A 23856-nucleotide genomic window follows, 5' to 3' on the forward strand; every position below is an offset into this window, starting at 1 on the left:
CGGCGCGCCGTCGATCTGGTCGTAGGCCTTGAAGTCGCCGAAGTATTTGGTGATCGCTGCGGTCAGCGTGGTCTTGCCGTGGTCAACGTGGCCGACGGTGCCGATGTTGACGTGCGGTTTATTACGCTCAAACTTTTCCTTAGCCATGATGGCCTCCTTTTGTTGCGGGAAGAGCTCACGCGCACCGCGAGCCCCTCCAAGTCGTTACGCTCAGGCGTATTTCGCCTGGATCTCTTCCGAGATGTTCTGCGGCACCGGATCGTAGTGATCGAACTGCATGGTGAACTGGGCGCGGCCCGAGCTCATCGAACGCAGGGTGTTGATGTAGCCGAACATGTTCGCAAGCGGGACAAAGGCGGCGATCGCGATCGCGTTGCCGCGGTTCTCCTGGCCGGACACCTGGCCGCGGCGCGAGGTCAGGTCGCCGATGATACCGCCGGTGTATTCTTCCGGGGTGATCACCTCAACCTTCATCACCGGCTCCAGCAGCTTCGCGCCAGCCTTCTTCAGGCCTTCGCGCATGCACATGCGGGACGCGATTTCAAAGGCCAGAACCGAGGAGTCCACGTCGTGGAACTTACCGTCGACCAGGGCAACCTTGAAGTCGATCACCGGGAAGCCGGCCAGCGGGCCGGAGTCCATCACGGACTGGATACCCTTCTCGACGCCGGGGATGTATTCCTTCGGCACCGCACCACCGACGATACGGGATTCGAAGGAGTAGCCCTCGCCCGGCTCGGTCGGCTTGATCTCCAGCTTGACTTCCGCGAACTGACCCGAACCACCCGACTGTTTCTTGTGGGTGTAGGTGTGCTCGATCGGCTTGGAGATGGTCTCACGGTAGGCCACCTGCGGGGCACCGATGTTGGCCTCGACCTTGAACTCGCGCTTCAGGCGGTCGACCAGGATGTCCAGGTGCAGTTCGCCCATGCCCTTCATGATGGTCTGACCGGACTCGATGTCGGTCTCGACGCGGAAGGACGGGTCTTCGGCGGCCAGACGGGCCAGACCCTGGGACATTTTTTCCTGGTCGCCCTTGGTCTTGGGCTCGACGGCGATCTCGATTACCGGATCGGGGAAGGTCATGGTTTCCAGAACCACCGGATCCTTGGCGTCGCAGAGGGTATCACCAGTGGTGGTGTCCTTCAGGCCCGCCAGCGCGATGATGTCGCCTGCAAAGGCTTCCTCGATCTCCTCGCGGTTGTTCGAGTGCATCATCATCATACGGCCGATGCGCTCTTTCTTGCCTTTGGTGGAGTTCAGGATCGAGTCGCCCTTCTTCATCACACCGGAGTAGATGCGGGTGAAGGTCAGGGAGCCAACGAAGGGGTCGTTCATGATCTTGAACGCCAGGCCGGCAAACGGCATGTTATCGTCCGCGCGGCGGGCGATGTTGCGCACTTCTTCCTCGTCGCCGGGCTTGAAGCCCATGTAGTCGACCACATCCAGCGGGCTGGGCAGGTAGTCGATCACGGCGTTGAGCAGCGGCTGAACACCCTTGTTCTTGAACGCGGAGCCGCCCAGAACCGGCACGAACTGCAGGCCCAGGGTACCCTTGCGCAGCAGTTTGCGCAGGGTCGGGACGTCGGGCTCGTTGCCTTCCAGGTATTCCATCATGGCGTCGTCGTCTTGTTCGACGGCTGCCTCGATCATCTTGCCGCGCCATTCTTCGGCCATGTCCTTCAGGCTGTCGCGGACATCGGTCTGGATCCAGGACGCGCCAAGGTCTTCACCCTGCCACAGCCATTCCTTCATGGTGACCAGGTCGATCAGGCCTTCCAGTTCCGACTCGGCGCCGATCGGAATGCCAACCGGAACGGCGCGGGCGCCGGTGCGGTCTTCGATCATGCGCACACAGTTGAAGAAGTCCGCGCCGATCTTGTCCATCTTGTTGACGAACACGATGCGCGGAACCTTGTAGCGGTCGGCCTGACGCCACACGGTTTCGGTCTGCGGCTCCACACCGGCATTGGCGTCGAGAACACAGACAGCGCCGTCGAGAACCGCCAGCGAACGCTCGACTTCGATGGTGAAGTCAACGTGGCCGGGGGTGTCGATGATGTTCAGGCGGTGCTTCGGGGTGTCGGCAGTCTGGCCGTCCTCGGTGCGCTCCCAGAAGGTGGTGGTCGCCGCCGAGGTGATGGTGATGCCGCGTTCCTGCTCCTGCTCCATCCAGTCCATGGTGGCTGCACCGTCGTGCACCTCACCGATGTTGTGGGATTTGCCGGTGTAAAACAGGATGCGCTCCGAGCAGGTGGTCTTACCTGCGTCGATGTGCGCCATGATGCCGAAGTTGCGGTAACGGTCGAGCGGATAGTCGCGTGCCATTGATCTAGGCCCCCTAGCTTACCAGCGGTAATGGCTGAAGGCTTTGTTCGCCTCGGCCATCTTGTGGGTGTCTTCGCGCTTTTTCACTGCGGTGCCGCGGGACTGCACAGCGTCCAGCAGCTCGCCGGCGAGGCGCTCTTCCATGGTGTTTTCGTTGCGGTTGCGCGCGGCGGTGATCAGCCAGCGGATCGCCAGCGCTTCGCGGCGCTCGGGGCGGACTTCAACCGGCACCTGGTAGGTGGCACCGCCCACACGGCGGGAGCGCACCTCGACCGAGGGCTTCACGTTGTCCAGCGCTTCGTGGAACACTTCCACGGGGGCGCGCTTGATCTTGGCTTCAACGCGGTCAAACGCGTTGTACACGATGCGCTCTGCGACCGACTTCTTGCCGTCGATCATCAGGTTGTTCATGAATTTGGTCAGAACGCGGTCGCCGAACTTTGCGTCGGGCAGGACTTCGCGTTTTTCTGCGGCGTGACGACGGGACATCTCAGCCTCTCCTTCTTACTTGGGACGCTTCGCGCCGTACTTCGAGCGGCGCTGCTTACGGTCTTTGACGCCCTGGGTATCCAGAACACCGCGCAGGATGTGGTAACGCACACCCGGAAGGTCTTTCACACGGCCGCCGCGGATCAGAACCACGGAGTGCTCCTGAAGGTTGTGGCTTTCACCGGGGATGTAGGAGATCACCTCGTAGCCGTTGGTCAGGCGGACCTTGGCCACTTTCCGCATAGCGGAGTTCGGTTTCTTCGGAGTGGTTGTATACACACGGGTGCAGACGCCGCGTTTCTGCGGGCACTGCTCCAGGTGCATGGATTTCGAGCGTTTAACTTTCGGCTGCCGCGGCTTGCGGATCAGCTGCTGGATCGTGGGCATTCCGGTTTGTTCCCCGTTTTGCAACACTTCGTGTCATGCACGCCGGCGCGTGCGGGTGATATCGCTGCACATATGCGTCCACATGCGCAAAAACCGCAATCGCTCCCGTTCCGAGGTGAGACGACGCGGTGAGTTTACAGAGGCCCCGGGTGACAAAAGTGCCCGGAACTTGATCCACTACATTTAGAATTCGGCTTGCGGGACACAGCCCGGGTGCCGGATAGGCGCGCGTATATGGGGAGTCGCGGGGCTTGTCAACCGCAGCCGGTCAAGCCTGGGGATGGTGCCCCTGACCGGCGCGCTTGCTGCACCGCCGGTGGCCATGCATAGTCGCCTCCGGCGCCGTTGCGCAAGGGGTATTTCAGAATGCAGGTCATTGGTCTGTGCCGGTTTTCCTACCCGGCCATCGGCGGCTTCCAAATCAAGCACGCCAGCATCGAAGAGCGCACCGCCTATCTCTACAGCACCGCGCGGCTGGCGGAACGCTTCCGACTGTTCGAGACCGTCGCCCTGCCCAGCCTGCGCGCCCAGACCGATCCGAATTTCGAGCTGATCGTGGTGACCGGCGACAGCCTGCCCGCGGAGCACCGCGACCGGCTGCACGCGCTCACCGCGGACATGCCGCAGGTCCGCATCCTGGCCGAGCCGCCGGGGCAGCACCGGCCGGTGATGAAGCGGATCCTGAATGCCGCCCGCCGCGAGCCCGCCGAACCCTGTCTGCAGTTCCGCCACGACGACGACGACGCCATCTCGGTGGATTTCATCGAGCGGCTGCGCCAGACAGCGCGGGATTGCGAGGGGCTCTTGCACCAGCACAAGTCCGTCGCCATCGACTTCAACCGCGGTTTCCTGGCGGAGCTCGGGCCTCAGGGGATCTCGGCGATGCCGATCTTCCGGCCCTATTACACCGCGGCGCTGGGAATGTACGTGCGGGGCGGCTGCGCGCTGACCATCATGAACTTCGCGCATGAGAAGATCCCGCAGTTCATGCCCACCGTCACCTTCTCCGACGCGCCGATGTTCGTGCGCACCCAGAACGCGTTCAACGACTCTCCGCCGAAATCCGCCGGCGGCGCCCGGCCGGAGCCGCTAAGCGCGGACTTGGAAGGCGAGTTCGAGGCGCGATTTGATCTGCGTGCTGAGGCCGTTCGGACTGCCTTCGCGCCGGGCTAATCTCAGCTCGGGCCCTGGCGCGCCCTGCCCCGCGCGCGCCCGGCCAGGCGGCGCTCGCGGTAGAAGGTGAAGCCGCCCGCCGCGACCACGACAGCCGCGCCCAGAAGCGTCACCGCATCGGGCCAATGCCCAAACACCACCCAGCCCAGAAGCAGCGCCCACAGCAGCCCGCTGTAGCGCAACGGCGCCACCACTGCCACCTCGCCCACCCGCATCGTCATCACCGAGCAGAGGTAGCCCGCGAAGATGAACAGCGCGGCACTTATCAAGAGGCCGCCGCTGCGGGCGTCCATCGGCTGCCATTCGGTCCCGGCCGAAAGAAGCAGGCCAAACACCGTCACCGTCAGCGCCGCCATCAGCGTCACCGTCATCGAAGGCACATTCGCCGGCATCCGCCGGGTGCTGAGGTCGCGCACGGTGACACAGGCCACCGCGCCAATGGCATAAAGCGCGCCATCGCCAAAGCCATCAGGCCCGGGGCGCACGATCAGCAGCATCCCCAGAAAACCCGCCGCAATCGCCGCCGCCCGGCGCCAGCCGACCGGCTCGGCGAAGATCAGCGCAGCCCCCAGAGTGACCGTCAGGGGCAGGCCCTGCAGCACCGCGGTCACGTTGGCAAGCGGCATCCGCATCAGTGCGGTCAGGAACAGATAGGTGGCACCGGCTTCGGCCAGGCAGCGCAACGACACCAGCCCCCAGGCCGCCGCAGGCAGGCGCAGGCGCAGACTGCCGAGCATGCGTGCCAGCACGAAGATCAGCAGGGTCGCCGCCAGCCCCCGCACCACCAGGATCTGCGGCAGCGGCAGCTCTTCGCCCGCAAGTTTCACCAGCGTGTCGTTGAAGGTGAAGGCCGCCATGCTGCCCATCATCAGAAGAGCGCCTGTCTGGTTTCCGGTCACGCCAGCAGCCCTTCCAGTTCCGCAAGATCGAAACCGAAGTGCCGCCGCAAGGCGCTGGCGCGGCGCGCCGTGCTCCAGGCGCCGGTGATGCCCTTCTTGGCCGGCTTTGACTTGTTGTCGCCATGGATCGTGCGCAGGAAAGCGGGCACCGAAATGTCGCTGAAAGTATTGTAATGCTGGGCGAAGCGGCGGTGGTTCACGGCATAGGGTGTGCCGCCGTGCCCGGCTGGAGCGACCAGCGCGGCCCCTGCCGAAAGAGGGGCACGCTCGCAAGTGTCAGTTAGTGATGCGCCGTCCAAGCCTCGCTCCAGGTAGAAGCCCCGGTTATGGGCGATAATGAAGGGCGTCTCTGCCTTCTGCACCGGGATCAGCCCGCGCGCCAGCGCCTTGGTCCGCTTCACGAAGTCCCGGTCCACCGCGTCATCATCGTCCAGCCGGAACAGGATGCGGTGCGTCGCCCGGCGCAACGGCACCGAGTCATAGGCTTCCTTCAATTGCCGGTGATGCGCCGCGGGCGGCACGGCCCGCAAACTCGCATTGGGCAGCGTCGCGATCAGCGCCTGCAAGCGTTCCATATATGGTACCGGCAGCGCCTCGGCCGTCAGCACCACGAGGCGAAAGCGCTTGTCGCTTTGCCGCGCAAGGGACCGGAGGCAGAGGTGCTCGAACAGACGGAACCGCAGGTCCATGCGTTCTGGCGCAAAGAGATGCTCAGCGGTTTCCTCCACGCTGGCGAAACGCTCGGAGTAATATGTCGGGCTCAGCACGGAAAAGCGCACCAAGCCGACCATCCGCAAATTCACCTTCATCCCGTGCTCCCCGAAGGCCCGCCCGGCCACAAGCAATAGCCGAAGACGCACAAATGAAAAGGGGGCTGCCGAATTATCGCGCTGGCGCCAATGGCAGAGGGGCTGTGGCTTTGCATCCCAGTGCGCAGACGCGCCTCATGACGCCTCTCCCTGGCCCGGGGAGCAAGAGCCGCGCGCCGGTGGCGCGCGCGGGGGTGCAGAGGCGGTTCGTGGCGGCCTTTGGCCCTGTCCCGCGCCGGGAAATGGGCGGCGGGAGGTCCGCGCCGGAGTGATCCTCCCTGCTGACCTGCTGCTGGCCGCGCTCACCACCAATAAAAAAAGCCCCCGCATGTCCCATGCGGGGGCTTTCTGATCATGTGACTGCGCGAAGATTACTCGCGGCTTTCCGGGGTTTCGACCAGGATGTCGAAGTCGTCGCCCGGGGTATCGTCTTCCATAACCGGCGCAGCCAGGGCTGCAGCGGCTTCGGCTTCTTCGCGGCGGGCTTCCAGCACGACGTTGTCACGGCCCTGGGCAATCTGGCGCACCCGCTGGGTTGCGCCGCCGGTGCCGGCCGGGATCAGGCGGCCCACGATGACGTTCTCCTTGAGGCCGACCAGCTTGTCCTTCTTACCCTGCACCGAAGCCTCGGTAAGCACCCGGGTGGTCTCCTGGAAAGAGGCCGCCGAGATGAAGGAACGGGTCTGCAGCGACGCCTTGGTGATGCCGAGCAGGATCGGCTCGCCCTGAGCAGGACGCTTGCCGCGCGCCAGCGCCTTCTCGTTGGCAGCGTCGAACTCCTGCTTGTCGACATGTTCACCCTTTAGGAGGGTGGTGTCACCAGAGTCAGAGATCTCCCACTTCTGCAGCATCTGGCGGACGATCACCTCGATGTGCTTGTCGTTGATCTTCACACCCTGCAGGCGGTAGACGTCCTGAACCTCGTCGATCATGTAGTTGGCCAGAGCCTCGACACCCATGATGGCCAGGATGTCATGCGGCGCCGGGTTACCGTCCATGATGTAATCGCCCTTCTGCACGAAGTCGCCTTCCTGCACCGGGATGTGCTTACCCTTGGGCACCATGTATTCGACGGGCTCCATCGACTCGTCGCTGGGCTCGATCGAGATGCGGCGCTTGTTCTTGTAGTCGCGGCCAAAGCGCACGTAACCATCGATTTCGGCGATGATCGCGTGGTCCTTGGGACGCCGCGCTTCGAACAGTTCCGCAACCCGCGGCAGACCACCGGTGATGTCCTTGGTCTTGGCGCCTTCACGCGGGATCCGCGCAACAACGTCACCGGCTTCGATCTTCTGGCCGTCTTCGGCCGAGAGGATCGCATCCACAGACATCGGGTAGGTCACCGGGTTGCCCGCATCATTGCGGACCGGCTCCCCGTCGGCGTCAACCAGGATGATTTCCGGCTTCAGGTCGGAGCCTTTCGGAGCCGCGCGCCAGTCGATCACGATCTTCTGGGTCATGCCGGTCGCCTCGTCGGTCTCCTCGCGCACGGCAAGGCCCGAGACCAGGTCGACATATTTCGCGGTACCCGGCTTCTCGGCGATGATCGGCAGGGTATAGGGGTCCCACTCGAACAGCTTGTCGCCGCGCTTGACGGTGTCGCCTTCCTTGACGAACAGCTTGGAGCCGTAGCCCAGCTTGTGGCTGGCACGCTCTTCGCCGTGCTCGTCCTGGATGATCAGCTTCATGTTGCGGCCGACAACCAGAGTCTCGCCGCTGGCGTTCTCCAGGGTCTGCGGCATTTCGAAGACGATCTTGCCTTCCTGGCTGGCTTCCTGGAACGACTGCTGGCCGCCCTGGGCAACGCCGCCGATGTGGAAGGTCCTCATGGTCAGCTGGGTCCCGGGTTCACCGATCGACTGCGCCGCGATGATGCCCACCGCTTCGCCGGTGTTCACCATGGTGCCGCGGGCCAGGTCACGGCCGTAGCACATGGCGCAGACGCCTTCCTCGGATTCGCAGGTCAGCGGCGAGCGGATGCGGGTCGACTGCACGCCTGCTTCCTCGACGGCATCTGCCATGCGCTCGTCGATCAGCTGGCCGGCTGCCACCAGAACCTCTTCGGTGCCCGGACGCAGGATGTCGTCGGCTGCAACACGGCCCAGGATACGCTCGCCCAGGGTTGCCACAACCTCACCATCGTTGACCGCCGCTTCGGCAGTGATCGCACGCTCGGTGCCGCAGTCGTTTTCCCGCACAATGCAGTCCTGCGCCACGTCGACCAGACGGCGGGTCAGGTAACCCGAGTTTGCCGTCTTCAGAGCGGTATCCGACAGACCCTTACGGGCACCGTGGGTCGAGTTGAAGTACTCGAGCACGGTCAGGCCTTCCTTAAAGTTGGAGATGATCGGGGTCTCGATGATGTCGCCGTTCGGCTTCGCCATCAGGCCGCGCATCCCGCCCAGCTGCTTCATCTGCGTGACCGAGCCCCGCGCACCCGAGTGGGCCATCATGTAAACCGAGTTCGGCTCCATCACGGCGCCGTTCTCGTCCCGGCGGTCAGCCGAGATGGTTTTCATCATAGCTTCAGTGACGCGGTCGTTACACTTCGACCAGGCATCGACAACCTTGTTGTACTTTTCGCCCTGAGTGATCAGGCCGTCCATGTACTGCTGTTCGAAGTCCTTCACCTGCTCGCGGGTGTCCTCGACGATGGTCCATTTGTTGTCCGGGATCACCATGTCGTCCTTGCCGAAGGAGATGCCGGCCTTGAACGCCTCGCGGAAGCCCATAGTCATGATCTGGTCACAGAAGATCACCGATTCCTTCTGGCCGCAGTAGCGGTAGACGGTGTCGATGACCTGCTGCACTTCTTTCTTCCGAAGCAGGCGGTTGACCAGCTCGAAGGGCGCCTTGGCGTTCTTCGGCAGCAGTGCGCCCAGGCGGACACGGCCCGGTGTGGTCTCGAAGCGCTTCAGCACCTCGTTGCCTTCCTCATCGATCTGCGGGATCCGCGCGGTGATCTTGGTGTGCAGATGCACTTCACCTGCGTCCAGCGCATGCTGAACCTCGTCGATGGTGCCGAAGATCTTGCCTTCACCGGGCATGCCTTCGCGTTCCAGGGTCACATAGTAAAGACCCAGGATCATATCCTGCGACGGAACGATGATCGGCGCGCCGTTGGCGGGCGACAGGACGTTGTTCGTCGACATCATCAGGACGCGCGCTTCCAGCTGGGCCTCAAGGCTCAGCGGCACGTGCACGGCCATCTGGTCGCCGTCGAAGTCCGCGTTGAACGCCGAGCAGACAAGCGGGTGCAGCTGGATCGCCTTGCCTTCGATCAGCATGGGTTCGAACGCCTGGATACCGAGACGGTGCAGCGTCGGTGCGCGGTTCAGCATCACCGGGTGCTCACGGATCACCTCGTCGAGGATGTCCCACACCTCGGGGCGCTCTTTCTCGACCAGTTTCTTCGCCTGCTTCACTGTCGAGGACAGGCCCTTGGCCTCCAGCCGCGAGTAGATGAACGGCTTGAACAGTTCGAGCGCCATCTTCTTCGGCAAACCGCACTGATGCAGCTTCAGCTCGGGACCGGTCACGATGACCGAACGGCCGGAGAAGTCGACGCGCTTACCCAGAAGGTTCTGGCGGAAGCGGCCCTGCTTGCCCTTCAGCATGTCGGACAGCGACTTCAGCGGCCGCTTGTTGGCACCAGTGATGACGCGGCCGCGGCGGCCGTTGTCGAACAGCGCGTCAACCGATTCCTGCAGCATCCGCTTTTCGTTACGCACGATGATGTCGGGCGCACGCAGCTCGATCAGCCGCTTCAGGCGGTTGTTCCGGTTGATCACGCGGCGGTACAGGTCGTTGAGGTCAGAGGTCGCAAAGCGGCCGCCGTCCAGCGGCACCAGAGGGCGCAGTTCCGGCGGAATGACCGGGATCACGGTCATGATCATCCACTCGGGACGGTTACCCGACTCGAGGAAGGATTCGACGACTTTCAGACGCTTGATGATCTTCTTCGGCTTCAGCTCGCCGGTGGCCTCGGCCAGCTCGGCGCGCAGCTGCTCGGCTTCCGCTTCCAGATCAATTGCCGCCAGCATTTCGCGGATCGCTTCAGCGCCGATATTGGCGGTGAAGGCGTCCATGCCGTAGGCGTCCTGGGCGTCCATGTATTCTTCTTCGGTCATCATCTGGCCGTACTGCAGGTCGGTGAGACCCGGCTCGATGACAACGTAGTTTTCGAAGTAGAGCACACGCTCCAGATCGCGCAGCGTCATGTCCAGCATCAGGCCGATGCGGGAGGGCAGCGACTTCAGGAACCAGATGTGCGCGACGGGTGCCGCCAGCTCGATATGGCCCATGCGCTCGCGGCGCACTTTCTGCAGGGTGACCTCAACGCCGCATTTCTCACAGACGACGCCGCGGTATTTCATCCGCTTATATTTGCCGCAGAGGCACTCGTAGTCCTTGATCGGGCCGAAGATGCGCGCGCAGAACAGGCCGTCACGCTCGGGCTTGAACGTGCGGTAGTTGATGGTCTCGGGCTTTTTGATCTCGCCATAGGACCAAGACAGGATCCGTTCCGGCGACGCGAGCGACACCTTGATCTCGTCAAAGACCTTGGGCGGCGTCAGCGGGTTGAACGGGTTGTTGGTGATTTCCTGGTTCATTTTGATACCTCAAATCTTGCGGAAAGGGGGAACGGGAGAAGGGCGCGGGGCCCTTACTCCTCGCCCTCCGCATCCAGGAGTTCCATATTCAGGCCGAGGCCGCGGACTTCCTTGACGAGCACGTTGAAGCTCTCGGGAACGCCCGCCTCGAAGTTGTCCTCGCCCTTGACGATCGATTCATAGACCTTGGTCCGGCCCGCGACGTCATCCGACTTCACGGTGAGCATCTCCTGCAGGGTGTAGGCGGCGCCATAAGCTTCCAGAGCCCAGACCTCCATCTCCCCGAAACGCTGACCGCCGAACTGCGCCTTGCCGCCCAGCGGCTGCTGGGTAACGAGGCTGTAGGGGCCGGTCGAGCGTGCGTGGATCTTGTCGTCCACCAGGTGGTGCAGTTTCAGCAGGTACTTGATGCCGACGGTGACCGGACGCGCGAACTGCTCGCCGGTGCGGCCGTCGAACAGGATCGACTGGCCGGACCGGTCAAAGCCCGCACGCACCAGCGCATCGTTCACGTCGTCTTCCTTGGCGCCATCGAAGACCGGGGTGGCAATCGGCACGCCGCGGGTCACGTTACCTGCGGCTTCAATCAGCGCGTCCTCGGACATGTTGGCAATGCCCTCGTCGTAGACGTCGTCGCCATAGGCGTGGTGCATCGCTTCGCGTACCGGGGTCAGGTCGCCAGAGCGGCGGTATTCCTGCAGCGCCTCGTCCACCTTGATGCCGAGGCCGCGTGCGGCCCAGCCCATGTGCGTTTCGAGGATCTGACCGACGTTCATCCGCGAAGGCACACCCAGTGGGTTGAGGCAGAAGTCGACCGGGGTACCATCGGCGAGGAACGGCATGTCCTCCATCGGCACCACTTTCGAGATCACACCCTTGTTGCCGTGACGGCCGGCCATCTTGTCGCCCGGCTGCAGTTTGCGCTTCACAGCAATGAAGACCTTGACCATCTTCATCACGCCCGGCGGCAGGTCGTCGCCGCGGCGGACCTTCTCGACCTTGTCCTCGAAACGGGCGTCCAGGGCGCGCTTCTGCGCCTCGTACTGCTCGTTCAGGGCCTCAACCACCTGCGCGTCCTGCTCGTCTTCCAGGGCCAGCATCCACCACTGGCCGCGGGACAGCGAGTCCAGCAGGTCTTCGGTGATCTCGGTGCCGGCACGGACGCCTTTCGGACCCTTGACGGCCACTTTGCCCAGGATCATGCCGCGCAGACGCGCATAGATGTTGCGGTCAAGGATAGCCAGCTCGTCATCCCGGTCACGGGCCAGACGCTCGACTTCCTCACGCTCGATCTGCAGCGCACGTTCGTCTTTTTCCACACCGTGGCGGTTGAAGACGCGCACTTCCACGACAGTACCGTAATCACCCGGCTTTACGCGCAGCGAGGTGTCGCGCACGTCGGAAGCCTTCTCGCCGAAGATGGCGCGCAAGAGCTTCTCTTCCGGGGTCATCGGGCTTTCGCCCTTCGGGGTGATCTTGCCGACCAGAATGTCACCCGGCTCCACATCGGCGCCGATGTAGACGATCCCTGCCTCGTCGAGGTTGCGCAGGGCTTCCTCGCCGACGTTGGGGATGTCGCGGGTGATTTCTTCCGGCCCGAGCTTGGTGTCACGTGCAGCGACTTCGAATTCCTCGATGTGCACCGAGGTGAAGACGTCGTCACGCGCGATGCGCTCGGAGATCAGGATCGAGTCCTCGTAGTTGTAGCCGTTCCAGGGCATGAAGGCGACGACCACGTTCTTGCCCAGAGCCAGCTCGCCCATGTCGGTCGAGGGGCCGTCGGCAATCACTTCGCCCTTCGCCACCGTGTCACCCACTTTCACCAGCGGACGCTGGTTGATGCAGGTGTTCTGGTTCGAGCGCTGGAACTTGCGCATGCGGTAGATATCCACCCCCGCGTCGCCCAGTTCCAGGTCCTCGGTGGCCCGGATCACGATCCGCTGCGCATCGACCTGGTCGATGATGCCCGCGCGCTTGGCCTGAATTGCCGCGCCAGAGTCGATCGCGACCTTTTCCTCGATGCCGGTGCCGACCAGCGGCGCCTCGGCGCGGAGCAGCGGAACCGCCTGACGCTGCATGTTCGAGCCCATCAGAGCGCGGTTGGCGTCGTCGTTTTCCAGGAACGGGATGAGCGAAGCCGCAACCGAGACCAGCTGCTTGGGCGAGACGTCAATCAGGTCGACGCTTTCGTTCGGCGCCAGCGTGTAGTCGCCCGACTGGCGGGTCGAGACCAGATCGTTCACGAACTTGCCGTTTTCGTCCAGGGTCGCGTTCGCCTGCGCCACGGTGTGGCGCATTTCCTCGGTGGCGGACATGTAGTGGACCTCGTCGGTCACCTGCCCGTTGTTCACCACGCGGTAAGGCGTCTCGATGAAGCCGTACTTGTTGACGCGGGCAAAGGTCGCCAGAGAGTTGATCAGGCCGATGTTCGGGCCTTCCGGCGTTTCAATCGGGCACATCCGGCCATAATGGGTCGGGTGAACGTCGCGCACCTCGAAGCCTGCACGCTCGCGGGTCAGACCGCCGGGGCCAAGCGCCGACAGGCGGCGCTTATGCGTCACTTCCGACAGCGGGTTGGTCTGGTCCATGAACTGGCTGAGCTGCGAGGAGCCGAAGAATTCACGCACAGCGGCTGCGGCGGGTTTGGCGTTGATCAGGTCCTGCGGCATCACCGTGTCGATCTCGACCGAAGACATGCGCTCCTTGATCGCGCGCTCCATGCGCAGGAGGCCGACGCGGTACTGGTTCTCCATCAGCTCGCCAACCGAACGCACCCGGCGGTTGCCGAGGTGGTCGATGTCGTCGATGTCGCCCTTGCCGTCGCGCAGCTCCACCAGCGCCTTGATACAGGCAACGATGTCTTCCTTGCGCAGGGTCCGCTGGGTGTCCTCGGCATCAAGCGCCAGGCGCATGTTCATCTTCACCCGGCCCACGGCCGACAGGTCGTAGCGCTCGGAATCGAAGAACAGGGTGTCGAACAGAGCGGAGGCAGCCTCGACGGTGGGCGGCTCGCCCGGGCGCATTACGCGGTAGATGTCCATGAGCGCGCTGTCGCGGTTCATGTTCTTGTCCATCGCCATGGTGTTGCGCATGTAGGGGCCGACATTGACGTTGTCGATGTCCAGCACCGGGATGTCGGTGATGCCCGCGTCCAGCAGCTCCTTCAGGGAGCCGCCGATCAGTTCACCGTCCTTGTCGTACTCCAGGGTCAGCTCATCGCCGGCCTCGACGTAGATGGCGCCGTTGTCTTCGTTGATGATGTCCTTCGCGACATATTTGCCGACGATATGCTCAAAGGGCACCAGGAGCTCGGTGATGCTGCCTTCGTCGATCATCTTCTTGACCGCGCGCGGGGTCACTTTCTTGCCCGCTTCGCAGATGATCTCGCCGGTGGCCGCATCCACCAGGTCATAGGTCGGACGGGTGCCGCGCACACGCTCGGGGAAGAAAGGTGTGACCCAGCCGCGGTTCTTTTCCAGCTTAAACTGAACGGTGTTGTAATAGGCATCCATGATGCCTTCCTGGTCCAGCCCCAGGGCATAGAGCAGAGTGGTTACCGGCAGTTTGCGGCGGCGGTCGATACGGGCATAGACGATGTCCTTGGCGTCGAACTCGAAGTCCAGCCAGGAGCCGCGGTACGGGATGATGCGGCAGGCGAACAAGAGCTTGCCAGAAGAATGCGTCTTGCCCTTGTCGTGGTCGAAGAACACGCCCGGCGAGCGGTGCATCTGGGACACGATCACGCGCTCGGTGCCATTGACCACGAAGGTGCCGTTGGGGGTCATCAGGGGCATGTCGCCCATGAAGACGTCCTGTTCCTTGATGTCCTTCACCGACTTGGCTCCGGTGTCCTCATCAACGTCGAACACGATGAGGCGCAGGGTGACCTTCAGCGGCGCGCTGTAGGTCATGTCGCGCTGCATGCACTCCTCGACATCGTATTTCGGCTTCTCAAAGGAGTACTTCACGAACTCCAGGACGGAGGTTTCGTTGAAATCCTTGATCGGGAAAACCGACTGGAACACACCCTTGATGCCTTCGCCGTCAAGCGGCTCTTCTGCATCGCCGGAGCGCAGGAACAGATCATAAGAAGATTTTTGGACCTCAATGAGGTTCGGCATTTCCAGCACTTCGCGGATTTTGCCGTAATATTTACGTAGACGTTTCTGGCCAAGGAACGATTGAGCCATGTCAGATGTCACCTTTCGAGTTCTCACCGGTCAAGGATGCCGCCGGGCCCCGGCACCTTGCCCATACGAGACAGCGTGTTCGGATCAATTCATGGCCACCGTCCCGAATGGCAGCCTCCCGATCCTGTGAACTCCGCCTGAAAAAGCGCCTCTCCCCGGAGGCCCTTTTTAAGACAGGTTCGGCTGGGCCCGGAAAACTCCGGACCCAGCCAAAAATTCCGATGCATCAGAAATGCACCAGAGGCAGGGCTTAGGCCAGCTCGACTTCCGCGCCAGCTGCTTCCAGCTTCGCTTTGACGTCTTCGGCTTCGTCCTTGGACACGCCTTCTTTGATCTTGCCGCCAGCTTCGACCAGTTCCTTGGCTTCTTTCAGGCCCAGGCCGGTGATGCCGCGGACTTCCTTGATCACGTTGATCTTGGATGCGCCAGCGTTCTTCAGAACGACGTCGAATTCGGTCTTTTCTTCTTCAGCAGCTGCGCCGCCGTCTGCCGGGCCTGCCATCATGACAGCGCCGCCGGCTGCGGGCTCGATGCCGTACTCATCCTTCAGGATGGTTTTCAGTTCTTGTGCTTCCAGCAGGGTCAGACCCACGATGCTTTCTGCGAGTGCTTTCAGATCAGCCATTGTATCAGCTCTTTCCGTTTACAGTATGTGTGTTCCAACGTGCGGGACATGCCCCACGCCAGTCATTCAGTGCCAACCGCTTACGCAGCTTCCGCCTTCTCTTCGATGGTCGAAAGGATGCTTGCGATGTTGCTTGCAGGTGCGCCAATTGCGCCGGCGATGTTGGAAGCAGGTGCGCCAATGCAGCTTGCGATCTGAGCGATGAGCTCGTCGCGGGACGGCATTTTCGACACGGCTTCGACGCCTGCGCGGTCCAGAGCGTTCTCACCCATTGCGCCGCCGAGGATCTCAAACTTCTTGTTATCCTTGGCGAAACCCTCGGCCACCTTGGCGGCGGACACGGGGTCTTCGGAGTAGGTCAGAACGGTCATCCCTGTCAGCAGGTCGGCCATGCTTTCACACGGCTTACCCTCAAGGGCGATTTTGGCGAGCCTGTTCTTGGCAACACGCACAGACCCGCCCGCTTCGCGAGCACGCGCGCGCAGGTCCTGCATTTCGGCAACTGTCAGACCGGCGTAGTGAGCAACCACCACGACGCCAGAGCTTTCGAAGATCTGGCCGAGTTCCTCGACCACTTTCTCTTTCTGGGCTCTATCCACAGTTCTCTCCAAGTTTGGGATGCTTGCGCATCCCGGCTCTCATTTGCCGGCCCCGAAGAACCGGCGTTCAGGTCCGTTTCACGGGATCGAGCCAAATCCGCCCGAGGGAAGAAAACCCCCGATCTTCTTGGTCTGTACCCGTCTCAGGAGGGAAATTAAGGCCTGATCGGCAGCCACCCACCTTCTTGGACGAAATGAAATAAAGCGCACGACGAATCGCACGCTTTACCTCGCCCCCCTCCTTAGGGCAGCGGCAGGGGGATGCCAAGGGCAAATTGGCGCGCCTTCAGCAGCGGAGACGAAGCCGAAGCCCCTGCCCGCAACACGATCGGAGACCGCGGCGGTCTGGAGTGCCGCGGCTCCTGCGGGCAGATGCACACGGTCCCTGCACAGCAGAAAAGGGCGGCACCACGGCGCCGCCCTTTCCGAATTCCGTCAACGCGCCCCGGTCACTCGGTGACGGCGTTGTCCACGTCGACCGACACGCCCGGACCCATGGTCGAGGACAGGTTGATCTTCTTCATGTAGGCACCCTTGGCGCCGGTCGGCTTGGCCTTGGCCACGGCCGACACGAAGGCGCGGATGTTTTCCACCAGCTTGGCCTCGTCGAAGGAGGCTTTGCCGACGCCTGCGTGCACGACGCCGCCTTTTTCCGCCTTGAACTGGACTTCACCGCCCTTGGCTGCTTCCACGGCCGCTTTCACGTCCATGGTCACGGTGCCGACCTTGGGGTTCGGCATCAGGTTGCGCGGGCCGAGGATTTTGCCCAGACGGCCGACGACGGGCATCATGTCCGGGGTCGCGATGCAGCGGTCGAAGTTGATGTTGCCGGCCTGGATGGATTCCATCAGGTCCTCGGCGCCGACGATGTCCGCACCGGCTTCCTTGGCTTCGTCCGCCTTGGCGCCGCGGGCAAAGACCGCAACGCGCATTGCCTTGCCGGTGCCGTTCGGCAGGCCGACCACGCCGCGCACCATCTGGTCCGCGTGGCGGGTGTCGACGCCCAGGTTCATGGCGATCTCGACGGTTTCGTCGAACTTGGCGTTGGCGTTTGCCTTGATCAGGCTGACCGCCTCTTCCACCGACAGGTTTTCCTTGCCAGCGAAAGCTTCGCGCGCGGCGCGGGTGCGTTTACCGAGCTTTGCCATCTTACTTCACCTCGATGCCCATGGAGCGGGCAGAGCCCAGGATGATCTGCATCGCCGCTTCGATATCGTTGGCGTTCAGATCCTTCATCTTGGCTTCGGCGATTTCCTTCACCTGAGCCGCGGTCACGGTGCCGGCCGTCTCGCGCGAGGGGTTGTTCGCGCCGGATTTGATCTTGGCAGCCTTCTTCAGGTAGTAAGACGCGGGCGGCGTCTTGATGTCCATGGTGAAGGACTTGTCCTGATAGTAGGTGATCACGGTCGGGCACGGCGCGCCGGGCTCCATGTCTGCGGTCTTGGCGTTGAACGCCTTGCAGAATTCCATGATGTTGATGCCGCGCTGACCCAGCGCCGGACCAACCGGCGGAGAGGGGTTTGCCTGACCTGCAGGAACCTGCAGCTTCATCGAACCAACAAGCTTCTTGGCCATGTGGTTTTCCTTTCAACGAGGATGAGACGCGTCCCATCCGGTGTGTGTTGCGTGGTCGGACGTCAGGGTCGCGACCCGTCCATCTCCCACGGGAGAATCTCGCCCGAAGACGATAGGGGCGGCGTGTACAGGGGAATGAGGGGGTTGGCAAGTGGCGGCGGCCTGCTTCTGCAATGGCCGCCTCGAGCCGATTGCGCCGGATGCCGCGAAGCATCCGGCAATTGTCATGGGGAGTGTCCTTTATGGCTGCGGCTGACCTTACAGCCCAGTGCTATCCCGTCAGCTCAAAGACCACATGCTCCAGCGGCCAGACCCGGCCGGAGCATTATCCAGCGCCGCCGGTCAAGTCCTCGGCAAGCATCAGCGCGTTGCCATCCGGATCATAGAAGGTGGCGGTCTTGACCATGCCTTCGATGACCTCCGTCTCTCCATCGAATTTCACGCTGGCTTGCTCCAGCTTCCGCCGCGCGGCGTCCAGGTCGGCGATCCCGAAAACCGGCACGCAATTGCCGGGCGCGGGCTTGGTATGCTCGCCAAGTCCGATAGCGACACCGGGGGTGTTCGTCCGAAGCTCGGACCAGCCGGCATCATCAGCATGATAGAGCACCTCAAATCCTAACATGCTTTCGTACCACTTCGCGCTTGCATGGCGATCCTTGACGGACGGTGCGAGGGTAATCGTTTGATCTACTGAAATGAGCGGCATGGGCTTTCCTTTAACAAAAAAATACAGTAACTATACTTTATGTACATATGCACGTTTGTCAACATCACTTCCAGAGCCTGGGCGCTCTCCATCCTGTCGAAGCTGCACGCAGGCGTTCCGGGGCGGCAAGCGCCGCTCCTGGCAGCGACCGGCGCGGGCAGGACCGCTTTTTCACAAAGCGTGGACCATCTTATGTCGCTCGGATTGCTGGAGCGAAATCCCGGCCATGGCCACCCGCTGCGTCCGGAATTCCGGCTTACTCCGGCGGGAGTGGCCGCCGCTGAAATCGCCAGCAAGATCTACGATGCTGCCAACGAGGAAAATCTGGATCTGCTGCGCCGGTCATGGACATTGCCAGTTCTGACATCGCTGCACGCGCCAAGCCATTTCAACGATATCAAGCGGAATTTGCAGACAATAACGGATCGCGCTTTGTCGCAATCGCTGAAAGCAATGGAAGGCAGAAACTGGGTGCGCCGCAGCATAGATGAAGCCTCCCGCCCGCCCAGATCCCTCTACTGCGCGGTGAACACGGGCGGGCTGATCAGTCAGGTTACCGCGCCCGAAATCACCTTTGCCTAAAAGACAGACTTTGCACCCTTGCCGGCAAGCGGCAGCCTAGTCCCGCAAAGCCGCCAAACACAAAAACGCCGCGGTGGAAAGCAACGCGGCGCCTGGAAATACTTACTGCGGGCAACCGGCCCGCCGCAGGGTCACCCCTGCTTGGTGACCTGGGCGAAGTCCAGCTCGACCGGGGTTTCGCGGCCGAAGATCGAGACCGTGACCTTGAGCTTCTGGTTCTCGTCGTCGACTTCCTCGACCATGCCGTCGAAATCCTCGAACGGGCCGTCGTTCACCTTGACCTTCTCGCCGATCTCGAAGTGGATCAGGGTGCGCGGGGCTTCCTCGCCCTCCTGCACGCGGCCCAGGATGCCCTGCACCTCGGCGTCGCGCATCGGCATCGGGCGGCCCTGCGGGCCGAGGAAGCCGGTGACCCGGTTGATCGAGTTGATCAGGTGGTAGCCTCGGTCCGACATCTCCATGTGCACCAGCACGTAGCCGGGCATGAAGCGGCGCTCGGTGGAGACCTTCTTGCCGCGGCGGATCTCGATCACCTCTTCGGTGGGGACCAGGACCTCGTCGATCTCGTCCTCGAGGCCGTGCTCGGCGACCGACGTGCGGATCTGCTCTGCGATTTTCTTTTCGAAGTTCGAAAGAACGCTGACCGAATACCACCGTTTCGCCATGAACCGACCGTCCTTGTCTTGCCGGGCGGGCGCTGCCGCTCCGCCGCCTGAATTCCACGTGCAGCCGAACGGCCGCGCTTGCCAACAAAAAGCGGCGTGCAACATGATTCGCCACACGCCCGCTTCAAAACCTGTGGGTCACCTACCGCCCCGCGCGGCCAAGATCAAGGGTGGCAGCACCCCTGCCCCGGCCGCCCGGCTGCCCGACCCGCGGCGGCCTCAGCCGAACAGGCCGAGAAGCCCCTGCAGCCCGTAGCGGATCAAGAGATCAACCACGGCAAAGAACACTGCCGTCAGCGCCGCCATGATGAACACCATCACCGTGGTCAGCAGAACCTCGCGCCGGGTCGGCCAGACGACCTTGGACACTTCGGCACGGACCTGCTGGATGAACTGTACTGGATTGATAGTCGCCATAAGGGGGAGTGTCTCTCTGCTAGCAGTCAGCGCGATGTAACGCCAAGCGCCGCCGAATTCAAGCCCTGCCGCAGGCCGGGCAGGCGGGGCTTCCCGGCGGTCAATCCAATTTTAATCCATTTGCCGTTAAACTAGCCGGGAATATTGGGGCGCCGCCTGCCGGCGGCGCGGCCGCAAATGCTTGTCTCAGGAAACGGAAACCCATGTCTGTCGCAGCCTCCATGTCCAAAGCCCAACGCCTCGAACGCGCCTCCAAACTGGAGGACGCCGCCAAGATCTACCGCGATATTCTTGCCGGATCTCCTGAGAACCAGCGCGCCAGGCAGGCGCTGGAGGCGCTGCGCCAGAGAGTAGCGCAGACCCAGGAACCGCCTGCCACGGTCAAGCAGGAACTGACTGCGAAATTCAACGCCGGCCAGTTTGATGCCGCCGCCAAACACAGCGGCACGCTGCTGCAATCCCATCCCCAGTCCCATTTCCTGTGGGATTTCCTCGGCCGCTGCCATCTGGGAGCAGGCAATCTTGATTTGGCCGCGACCTGCTTGAACAGAGCTCTCGGCATCGAGCCCGGATCCGCCGGCACGCTCAGCGCGCTTGGCAACGCCTGCCAGCGCCGCGGCCAGCTGGAAGACGCACTGGCGCTCTACCACAAGGCGCTGGAGGCCGACGCGGAGCACCTCCAGTCCCTCACCGGCATGGGCGCCGCACTGATAGGGCTTGAGCGTTTCGCAACAGCAGCCACCGTGCTGCAGAAAGCCTTGGAACTGGCACCGGATAGCGCCCACGTCCGTCTTCATCTGGCAGACACGCTGCACAGCCTCGGCCGCCTGGAAGACGCGAAGGAGCAGTATGCCAAGGCCGCGGAGCTGGACCCGGACCTCGCCGCGGCGCATTTCAAACTCGGCCAGATCTGGAACCTCGAGGGCAAGCCCGAGCGCGCAGCTGGCTGTTTCGCGCGGGCATTGCAAGCAAAGCCCGACGACGACAATGCCCGCTCCCAGCGGCTCCACACGCTGGCCCAGCTCAATGACTGGGACTGGATCCAGGAGTATGACACCCACCGCCGCCACCTGGGCCTCAGAGGTACCCCCTGTGCACCCTTCGCGATGATGACGATGGAAGACAACCCGGACCTTCTGCGCGTGCGGACCCAGGCGTATGCCGCGAGCCAGTTCGACAGAATAGAGCCGCGCCCGCCCGCCCGCGCCGCCTCCCGCCCCCAGCGGCTGAAGATCGGTTATTTCGCCGAGGATTTCCGCGGCCAGGCAACCCAGCACCGTATAGGGGCCCTGTTCGAACGCCACGACGCCAATCGCTTCGAGATCTGCGCCTACGCCTACGGCGCCACCCCCGCGGACGCCGCCCGGTGCCGGGTTCAGGAGAACGCGGCCCTGTTCCGCGATGTCGCAGGGCAGCCCGACAGCCAGGTCATCGCAACCGCCAAAGCGGACCAGCTCGATATCGCGGTCGATCTCGAGGGATACACCGGCGGCAGCCGCGCACGGCTCTTCGGTGCCCGGCTTGCACCGCTGCACATAGCCTATCCCGGCTACCCCGGCACCATGGGCACCGCCGCTTTCGACTATTTCATCGCCGACCACACCACCTGCCCGCCGGGCAGCGAGCGCCATTTCGACGAGCACCTGATCCGCCTTCCCGGCAGCTGCCAGGTCGACGGCCGCGCCCGGCCGGCCGCGCCGCAAGTCTTCAGCCGCGCCGGCTGCGGCCTGCCGGACGAGGGCTTCGTTTTCTGCTGCTTTAACAACACCTACAAGATCACCCCGCGTGAGTTCGCCATCTGGATGCGGCTGCTCGCAGGTGCCCCGGACAGCGTGCTGTGGCTGCTGGACACGGGCGCGCATTCCGTTTCCAACCTGCGCCGCGCCGCCGCCTCCCACGGCATCGACCCGGACCGGCTGGTGTTTGCAGCGCAGGTGCCGCAGGAGGAACATCTCGGACGGCACGCGGCAGCCGACCTGTTCCTCGATACCTTCGCGGTCAACGCCGGTGCCCCCGCCAGCGATGCGCTCTGGGCTGGGCTTCCGGTGCTTACTTTGCCCGGCCGCCAGTTCGCAGCCCGGGTCGGCGCCAGCCTCGTTCAGGCGGCAGGACTGCCTGAAATGGTGGCCGCCAGCGAAGAGGAATACGAAAGCATCGCTGCGGGCCTTGCCCAAGACCCGGTGGCCTGCGCCGCGCTGCGCGCCAAGCTGCAGGCCAACCGCCTGACCGCACCTCTATTCGACACTACCCGCTTTGTCCGGACGCTGGAGCGCGCCTTCGACATGGCGCACGACCGTCACCTGCGGGGCCTCGCGCCCGATCACCTGGCGGTCCCGCAAATGGAAGGATCCGCCGCGGCGCAATAGCGCTGGCGGCAAATGGCCCGGCGCGTGTTCGCGCGGCCTTTGCAACCTGGGCCGGCGGCTTGTATCTGATCTACTGGAGAATGGCAGGGGCAGCAGGGCTCGAACCCGCGACCTACGGTTTTGGAGACCGTCGCTCTACCAACTGAGCTATACCCCTACGGTGCGGCCTGTCCTACGGCAGCCGCGCGACGCTGGCAAGAGGGAAATCCGGTTTTCCGCATAGCTCCGCGCGGTTTGCCTCCCGCGGGCTTTGCCTCCCCGTGCACATGCAGTAAGACCGGCCCGGCCGGAGCGGCAGCACCCCGGAAAATCTCCCGAAGCCCGCTCCCGAGACAGGGCAGCCAAGACCATGAGGCAGAGACAGTGAGCCTGAGGAAGAAACTTGCCGACAGCCCGCGGCTGAACCGGGCCATCGAAGGGCTCCTCGCCGCTTACGTGCGATTCGCCTACCGCACCTCCCGCTGGACCCGCAGCGGCTTCGAGGAAATGGACGCCTGCGTGCGCCGCGGCGAACCGGTGATCTTCGTGCTCTGGCACCAGCGGCTGATCATGGCGCCATACCTCTTCGACACGTCGCTGGGCCGCATCTGTGCGCTGACCTCCTCGGCCCGGGCGGGCCGGCTGGCCGGGCAGATCCTGGTGCGTCTCGGATTTGAAACGATCCCCATGTCGAGTCACAAGCGCCACGTAGCCCTTTCGCGTGAAGTCCTGCGGCGCACAAAGGAAGGCTGCTCGATCGGCATCGCCGCGGATGGGCCGCGCGGGCCTGCGCGGGTGTCGTCCACCGTGCCGGTCGTCTGGGCACGGATGACCGGCTGCCGGGTGTTCACCGTTGCTTTTTCCGAAAGGCACGTGATCGAGATGCCGACCTGGGACCGGCAGATGCTGCCTCTCCCGTTCTCGAAGGGCACCCTGATGTGCCAGGAATGGACGGACACTGTGCCGAAGAAGCCGAGCGAGGAGGAGGTGGAGACCCTGCGCCAAAGCCTGGAAGCCTCGCTCGACGCTGTAACCGATGCCGCCGATGCCGCGGCTGGCCGGCCCTGACCGCAAACTGCACCACCTCGGCGTGCCGTTTTCCCTAAGGAATTAGGCAAGAAATCCTGAAGCAGAACTTTTCGCTGCTGTTTAGCCCGGGAAAGGCCAGACTTCCGGCCGGAAAGACCGCGCCGGTTTCCGGTCGCGGCAAAAAGAAAGGGCGCCGCAGGGGCGCCCTTTCCGTTTGAACATCCGCTAGCGCGAACTATTCGATGATCTTCGACACACCTCCAATGGCGCGTCTCGGGATCATCGATTACTCGATGATCTTCGACACAACGCCGGCGCCGACGGTGCGGCCGCCTTCACGGATGGCGAAGCGCAGGCCGTCTTCCATCGCGATCGGCGCGATCAGCTCGACGGCGAACTTCAGGTTGTCGCCCGGCATCACCATC

At 63.2% G+C, this 23856-nt stretch carries 20 protein-coding genes and 1 tRNA gene; 4 read left to right on the plus strand and 17 right to left on the minus strand.

Features of this window, described 5'->3' with window-relative positions; translation table 11 throughout:
* The 4 genes from ACOHWE_RS19300 to rpsL form a co-directional block, all read right to left on the minus strand.
* On the minus strand, positions 1-147 hold a 147-nt coding region (locus tag ACOHWE_RS19300), incomplete at its 3' end, for a GTP-binding protein (RefSeq protein WP_420667836.1).
* A gap of 63 nt (positions 148-210) precedes the next feature.
* Positions 211-2328: an elongation factor G gene (gene fusA / locus ACOHWE_RS19305; protein ID WP_420668366.1), complete on the minus strand. Its 2118-nt coding sequence runs from the start codon at positions 2326-2328 to the stop codon at positions 211-213.
* A gap of 18 nt (positions 2329-2346) precedes the next feature.
* Positions 2347-2817, minus strand: coding sequence for a 30S ribosomal protein S7 (gene rpsG, locus ACOHWE_RS19310; protein WP_420668368.1), 471 nt, complete (start codon positions 2815-2817; stop codon positions 2347-2349).
* Between the two features lie 15 nt (positions 2818-2832).
* The gene (rpsL, locus tag ACOHWE_RS19315) at positions 2833-3204 is read right to left on the minus strand and encodes a 30S ribosomal protein S12 (RefSeq protein WP_005980675.1); all 372 of its coding nucleotides are present in this window, start codon (positions 3202-3204) and stop codon (positions 2833-2835) included.
* A gap of 366 nt (positions 3205-3570) precedes the next feature.
* Between rpsL and ACOHWE_RS19320 the strand changes: the two genes are divergently transcribed.
* A complete protein-coding gene (locus tag ACOHWE_RS19320) occupies positions 3571-4377 on the plus strand; it encodes a putative rhamnosyl transferase (protein WP_420668369.1) in 807 nt (268 codons plus the stop codon).
* Positions 4378-4379: 2 nt separating this feature from the next.
* Here ACOHWE_RS19320 and ACOHWE_RS19325 read toward each other — a convergent pair whose 3' ends face one another.
* The 9 genes from ACOHWE_RS19325 to ACOHWE_RS19365 form a co-directional block, all read right to left on the minus strand.
* A complete protein-coding gene (locus ACOHWE_RS19325) occupies positions 4380-5276 on the minus strand; it encodes a DMT family transporter (protein ID WP_420668371.1) in 897 nt (298 codons plus the stop codon).
* Positions 5273-6085 carry a glycosyltransferase gene (locus tag ACOHWE_RS19330; RefSeq protein ID WP_420668372.1) on the minus strand — a complete coding sequence of 271 codons (813 nt, stop codon included), beginning with the start codon at positions 6083-6085 and terminating at the stop codon, positions 5273-5275. The genes ACOHWE_RS19325 and ACOHWE_RS19330 overlap by 4 nt, the downstream gene beginning before the upstream one ends.
* A 371-nt stretch (positions 6086-6456) precedes the next feature.
* Complete coding sequence (gene rpoC / locus ACOHWE_RS19335; protein WP_420668373.1) at positions 6457-10698, minus strand: DNA-directed RNA polymerase subunit beta'; 4242 nt, start codon at positions 10696-10698, stop codon at positions 6457-6459.
* A 53-nt stretch (positions 10699-10751) separates the two neighbouring features.
* Positions 10752-14888 (minus strand): DNA-directed RNA polymerase subunit beta, encoded by a 4137-nt coding sequence (rpoB, locus tag ACOHWE_RS19340; RefSeq protein WP_420668374.1) that lies wholly within the window; start codon positions 14886-14888, stop codon positions 10752-10754.
* Positions 14889-15138: 250 nt separating this feature from the next.
* Complete coding sequence (rplL, locus tag ACOHWE_RS19345; protein ID WP_420668376.1) at positions 15139-15513, minus strand: 50S ribosomal protein L7/L12; 375 nt, start codon at positions 15511-15513, stop codon at positions 15139-15141.
* A gap of 80 nt (positions 15514-15593) precedes the next feature.
* Entirely contained in the window at positions 15594-16112 is a 519-nt protein-coding gene (gene rplJ / locus ACOHWE_RS19350) for a 50S ribosomal protein L10 (RefSeq protein WP_420668377.1), read from the minus strand.
* A 449-nt stretch (positions 16113-16561) separates the two neighbouring features.
* A complete protein-coding gene (rplA, locus tag ACOHWE_RS19355; protein ID WP_420668378.1) occupies positions 16562-17260 on the minus strand; it encodes a 50S ribosomal protein L1 in 699 nt (232 codons plus the stop codon).
* Between the two features lies 1 nt (position 17261).
* Positions 17262-17687, minus strand: coding sequence for a 50S ribosomal protein L11 (gene rplK / locus ACOHWE_RS19360; protein WP_005621043.1), 426 nt, complete (start codon positions 17685-17687; stop codon positions 17262-17264).
* A gap of 325 nt (positions 17688-18012) precedes the next feature.
* A complete protein-coding gene (locus ACOHWE_RS19365) occupies positions 18013-18393 on the minus strand; it encodes a VOC family protein (protein WP_420668379.1) in 381 nt (126 codons plus the stop codon).
* A 180-nt stretch (positions 18394-18573) separates the two neighbouring features.
* On the opposite strand from ACOHWE_RS19365, the gene ACOHWE_RS19370 reads away from it, so the two are divergent.
* Positions 18574-18975, plus strand: a complete 402-nt coding sequence (locus tag ACOHWE_RS19370; RefSeq protein ID WP_420668381.1) for a winged helix-turn-helix transcriptional regulator — start codon at positions 18574-18576, stop codon at positions 18973-18975.
* 131 nt (positions 18976-19106) lie between these two features.
* Here the strand turns inward: ACOHWE_RS19370 and nusG are convergent, their stop codons facing one another.
* Positions 19107-19640: a transcription termination/antitermination protein NusG gene (gene nusG, locus ACOHWE_RS19375; RefSeq protein ID WP_420668383.1), complete on the minus strand. Its 534-nt coding sequence runs from the start codon at positions 19638-19640 to the stop codon at positions 19107-19109.
* A 219-nt stretch (positions 19641-19859) separates the two neighbouring features.
* Positions 19860-20057, minus strand: coding sequence for a preprotein translocase subunit SecE (gene secE, locus ACOHWE_RS19380; protein ID WP_420668384.1), 198 nt, complete (start codon positions 20055-20057; stop codon positions 19860-19862).
* A 221-nt stretch (positions 20058-20278) separates the two neighbouring features.
* Here secE and ACOHWE_RS19385 point away from each other — a divergent pair, with 221 nt between their 5' ends.
* The gene (locus ACOHWE_RS19385; protein WP_420668385.1) at positions 20279-22423 is read left to right on the plus strand and encodes an O-linked N-acetylglucosamine transferase, SPINDLY family protein; all 2145 of its coding nucleotides are present in this window, start codon (positions 20279-20281) and stop codon (positions 22421-22423) included.
* Positions 22424-22504: 81 nt separating this feature from the next.
* Here ACOHWE_RS19385 and ACOHWE_RS19390 read toward each other — a convergent pair.
* Positions 22505-22580, minus strand: a tRNA-Trp gene (locus ACOHWE_RS19390).
* Between the two features lie 206 nt (positions 22581-22786).
* On the opposite strand from ACOHWE_RS19390, the gene ACOHWE_RS19395 reads away from it, so the two are divergent.
* Positions 22787-23470: a lysophospholipid acyltransferase family protein gene (locus tag ACOHWE_RS19395; protein WP_420668386.1), complete on the plus strand. Its 684-nt coding sequence runs from the start codon at positions 22787-22789 to the stop codon at positions 23468-23470.
* A gap of 247 nt (positions 23471-23717) precedes the next feature.
* On the opposite strand, the gene ACOHWE_RS19400 is transcribed toward ACOHWE_RS19395, so the two are convergent.
* Positions 23718-23856, minus strand: a 139-nt coding sequence (locus ACOHWE_RS19400; protein ID WP_446247891.1) for an EF-Tu C-terminal domain-related protein, incomplete at its 5' end; no start/stop codon positions are given.

It is taken from the genome of Cribrihabitans neustonicus (assembly GCF_048820895.1).
Taxonomy (GTDB): Bacteria; Pseudomonadota; Alphaproteobacteria; order Rhodobacterales; family Rhodobacteraceae; genus Cribrihabitans_A; species Cribrihabitans_A neustonicus.

Coding starts and splice junctions, on each gene's coding strand:
- fusA (WP_420668366.1), bottom strand. CDS start 2,328: ATGGCACGCGACTATCCGCTCGACCGTTACCGCAACTTCGGCATCATG.
- rpsG (WP_420668368.1), bottom strand. CDS start 2,817: ATGTCCCGTCGTCACGCCGCAGAAAAACGCGAAGTCCTGCCCGACGCA.
- rpsL (WP_005980675.1), bottom strand. CDS start 3,204: ATGCCCACGATCCAGCAGCTGATCCGCAAGCCGCGGCAGCCGAAAGTT.
- ACOHWE_RS19320 (WP_420668369.1), top strand. CDS start 3,571: ATGCAGGTCATTGGTCTGTGCCGGTTTTCCTACCCGGCCATCGGCGGC.
- ACOHWE_RS19330 (WP_420668372.1), bottom strand. CDS start 6,085: ATGAAGGTGAATTTGCGGATGGTCGGCTTGGTGCGCTTTTCCGTGCTG.
- rpoC (WP_420668373.1), bottom strand. CDS start 10,698: ATGAACCAGGAAATCACCAACAACCCGTTCAACCCGCTGACGCCGCCC.
- rpoB (WP_420668374.1), bottom strand. CDS start 14,888: ATGGCTCAATCGTTCCTTGGCCAGAAACGTCTACGTAAATATTACGGC.
- rplL (WP_420668376.1), bottom strand. CDS start 15,513: ATGGCTGATCTGAAAGCACTCGCAGAAAGCATCGTGGGTCTGACCCTG.
- rplA (WP_420668378.1), bottom strand. CDS start 17,260: ATGGCAAAGCTCGGTAAACGCACCCGCGCCGCGCGCGAAGCTTTCGCT.
- rplK (WP_005621043.1), bottom strand. CDS start 17,687: ATGGCCAAGAAGCTTGTTGGTTCGATGAAGCTGCAGGTTCCTGCAGGT.
- ACOHWE_RS19365 (WP_420668379.1), bottom strand. CDS start 18,393: ATGCCGCTCATTTCAGTAGATCAAACGATTACCCTCGCACCGTCCGTC.
- nusG (WP_420668383.1), bottom strand. CDS start 19,640: ATGGCGAAACGGTGGTATTCGGTCAGCGTTCTTTCGAACTTCGAAAAG.
- secE (WP_420668384.1), bottom strand. CDS start 20,057: ATGGCGACTATCAATCCAGTACAGTTCATCCAGCAGGTCCGTGCCGAA.
- ACOHWE_RS19385 (WP_420668385.1), top strand. CDS start 20,279: ATGTCCAAAGCCCAACGCCTCGAACGCGCCTCCAAACTGGAGGACGCC.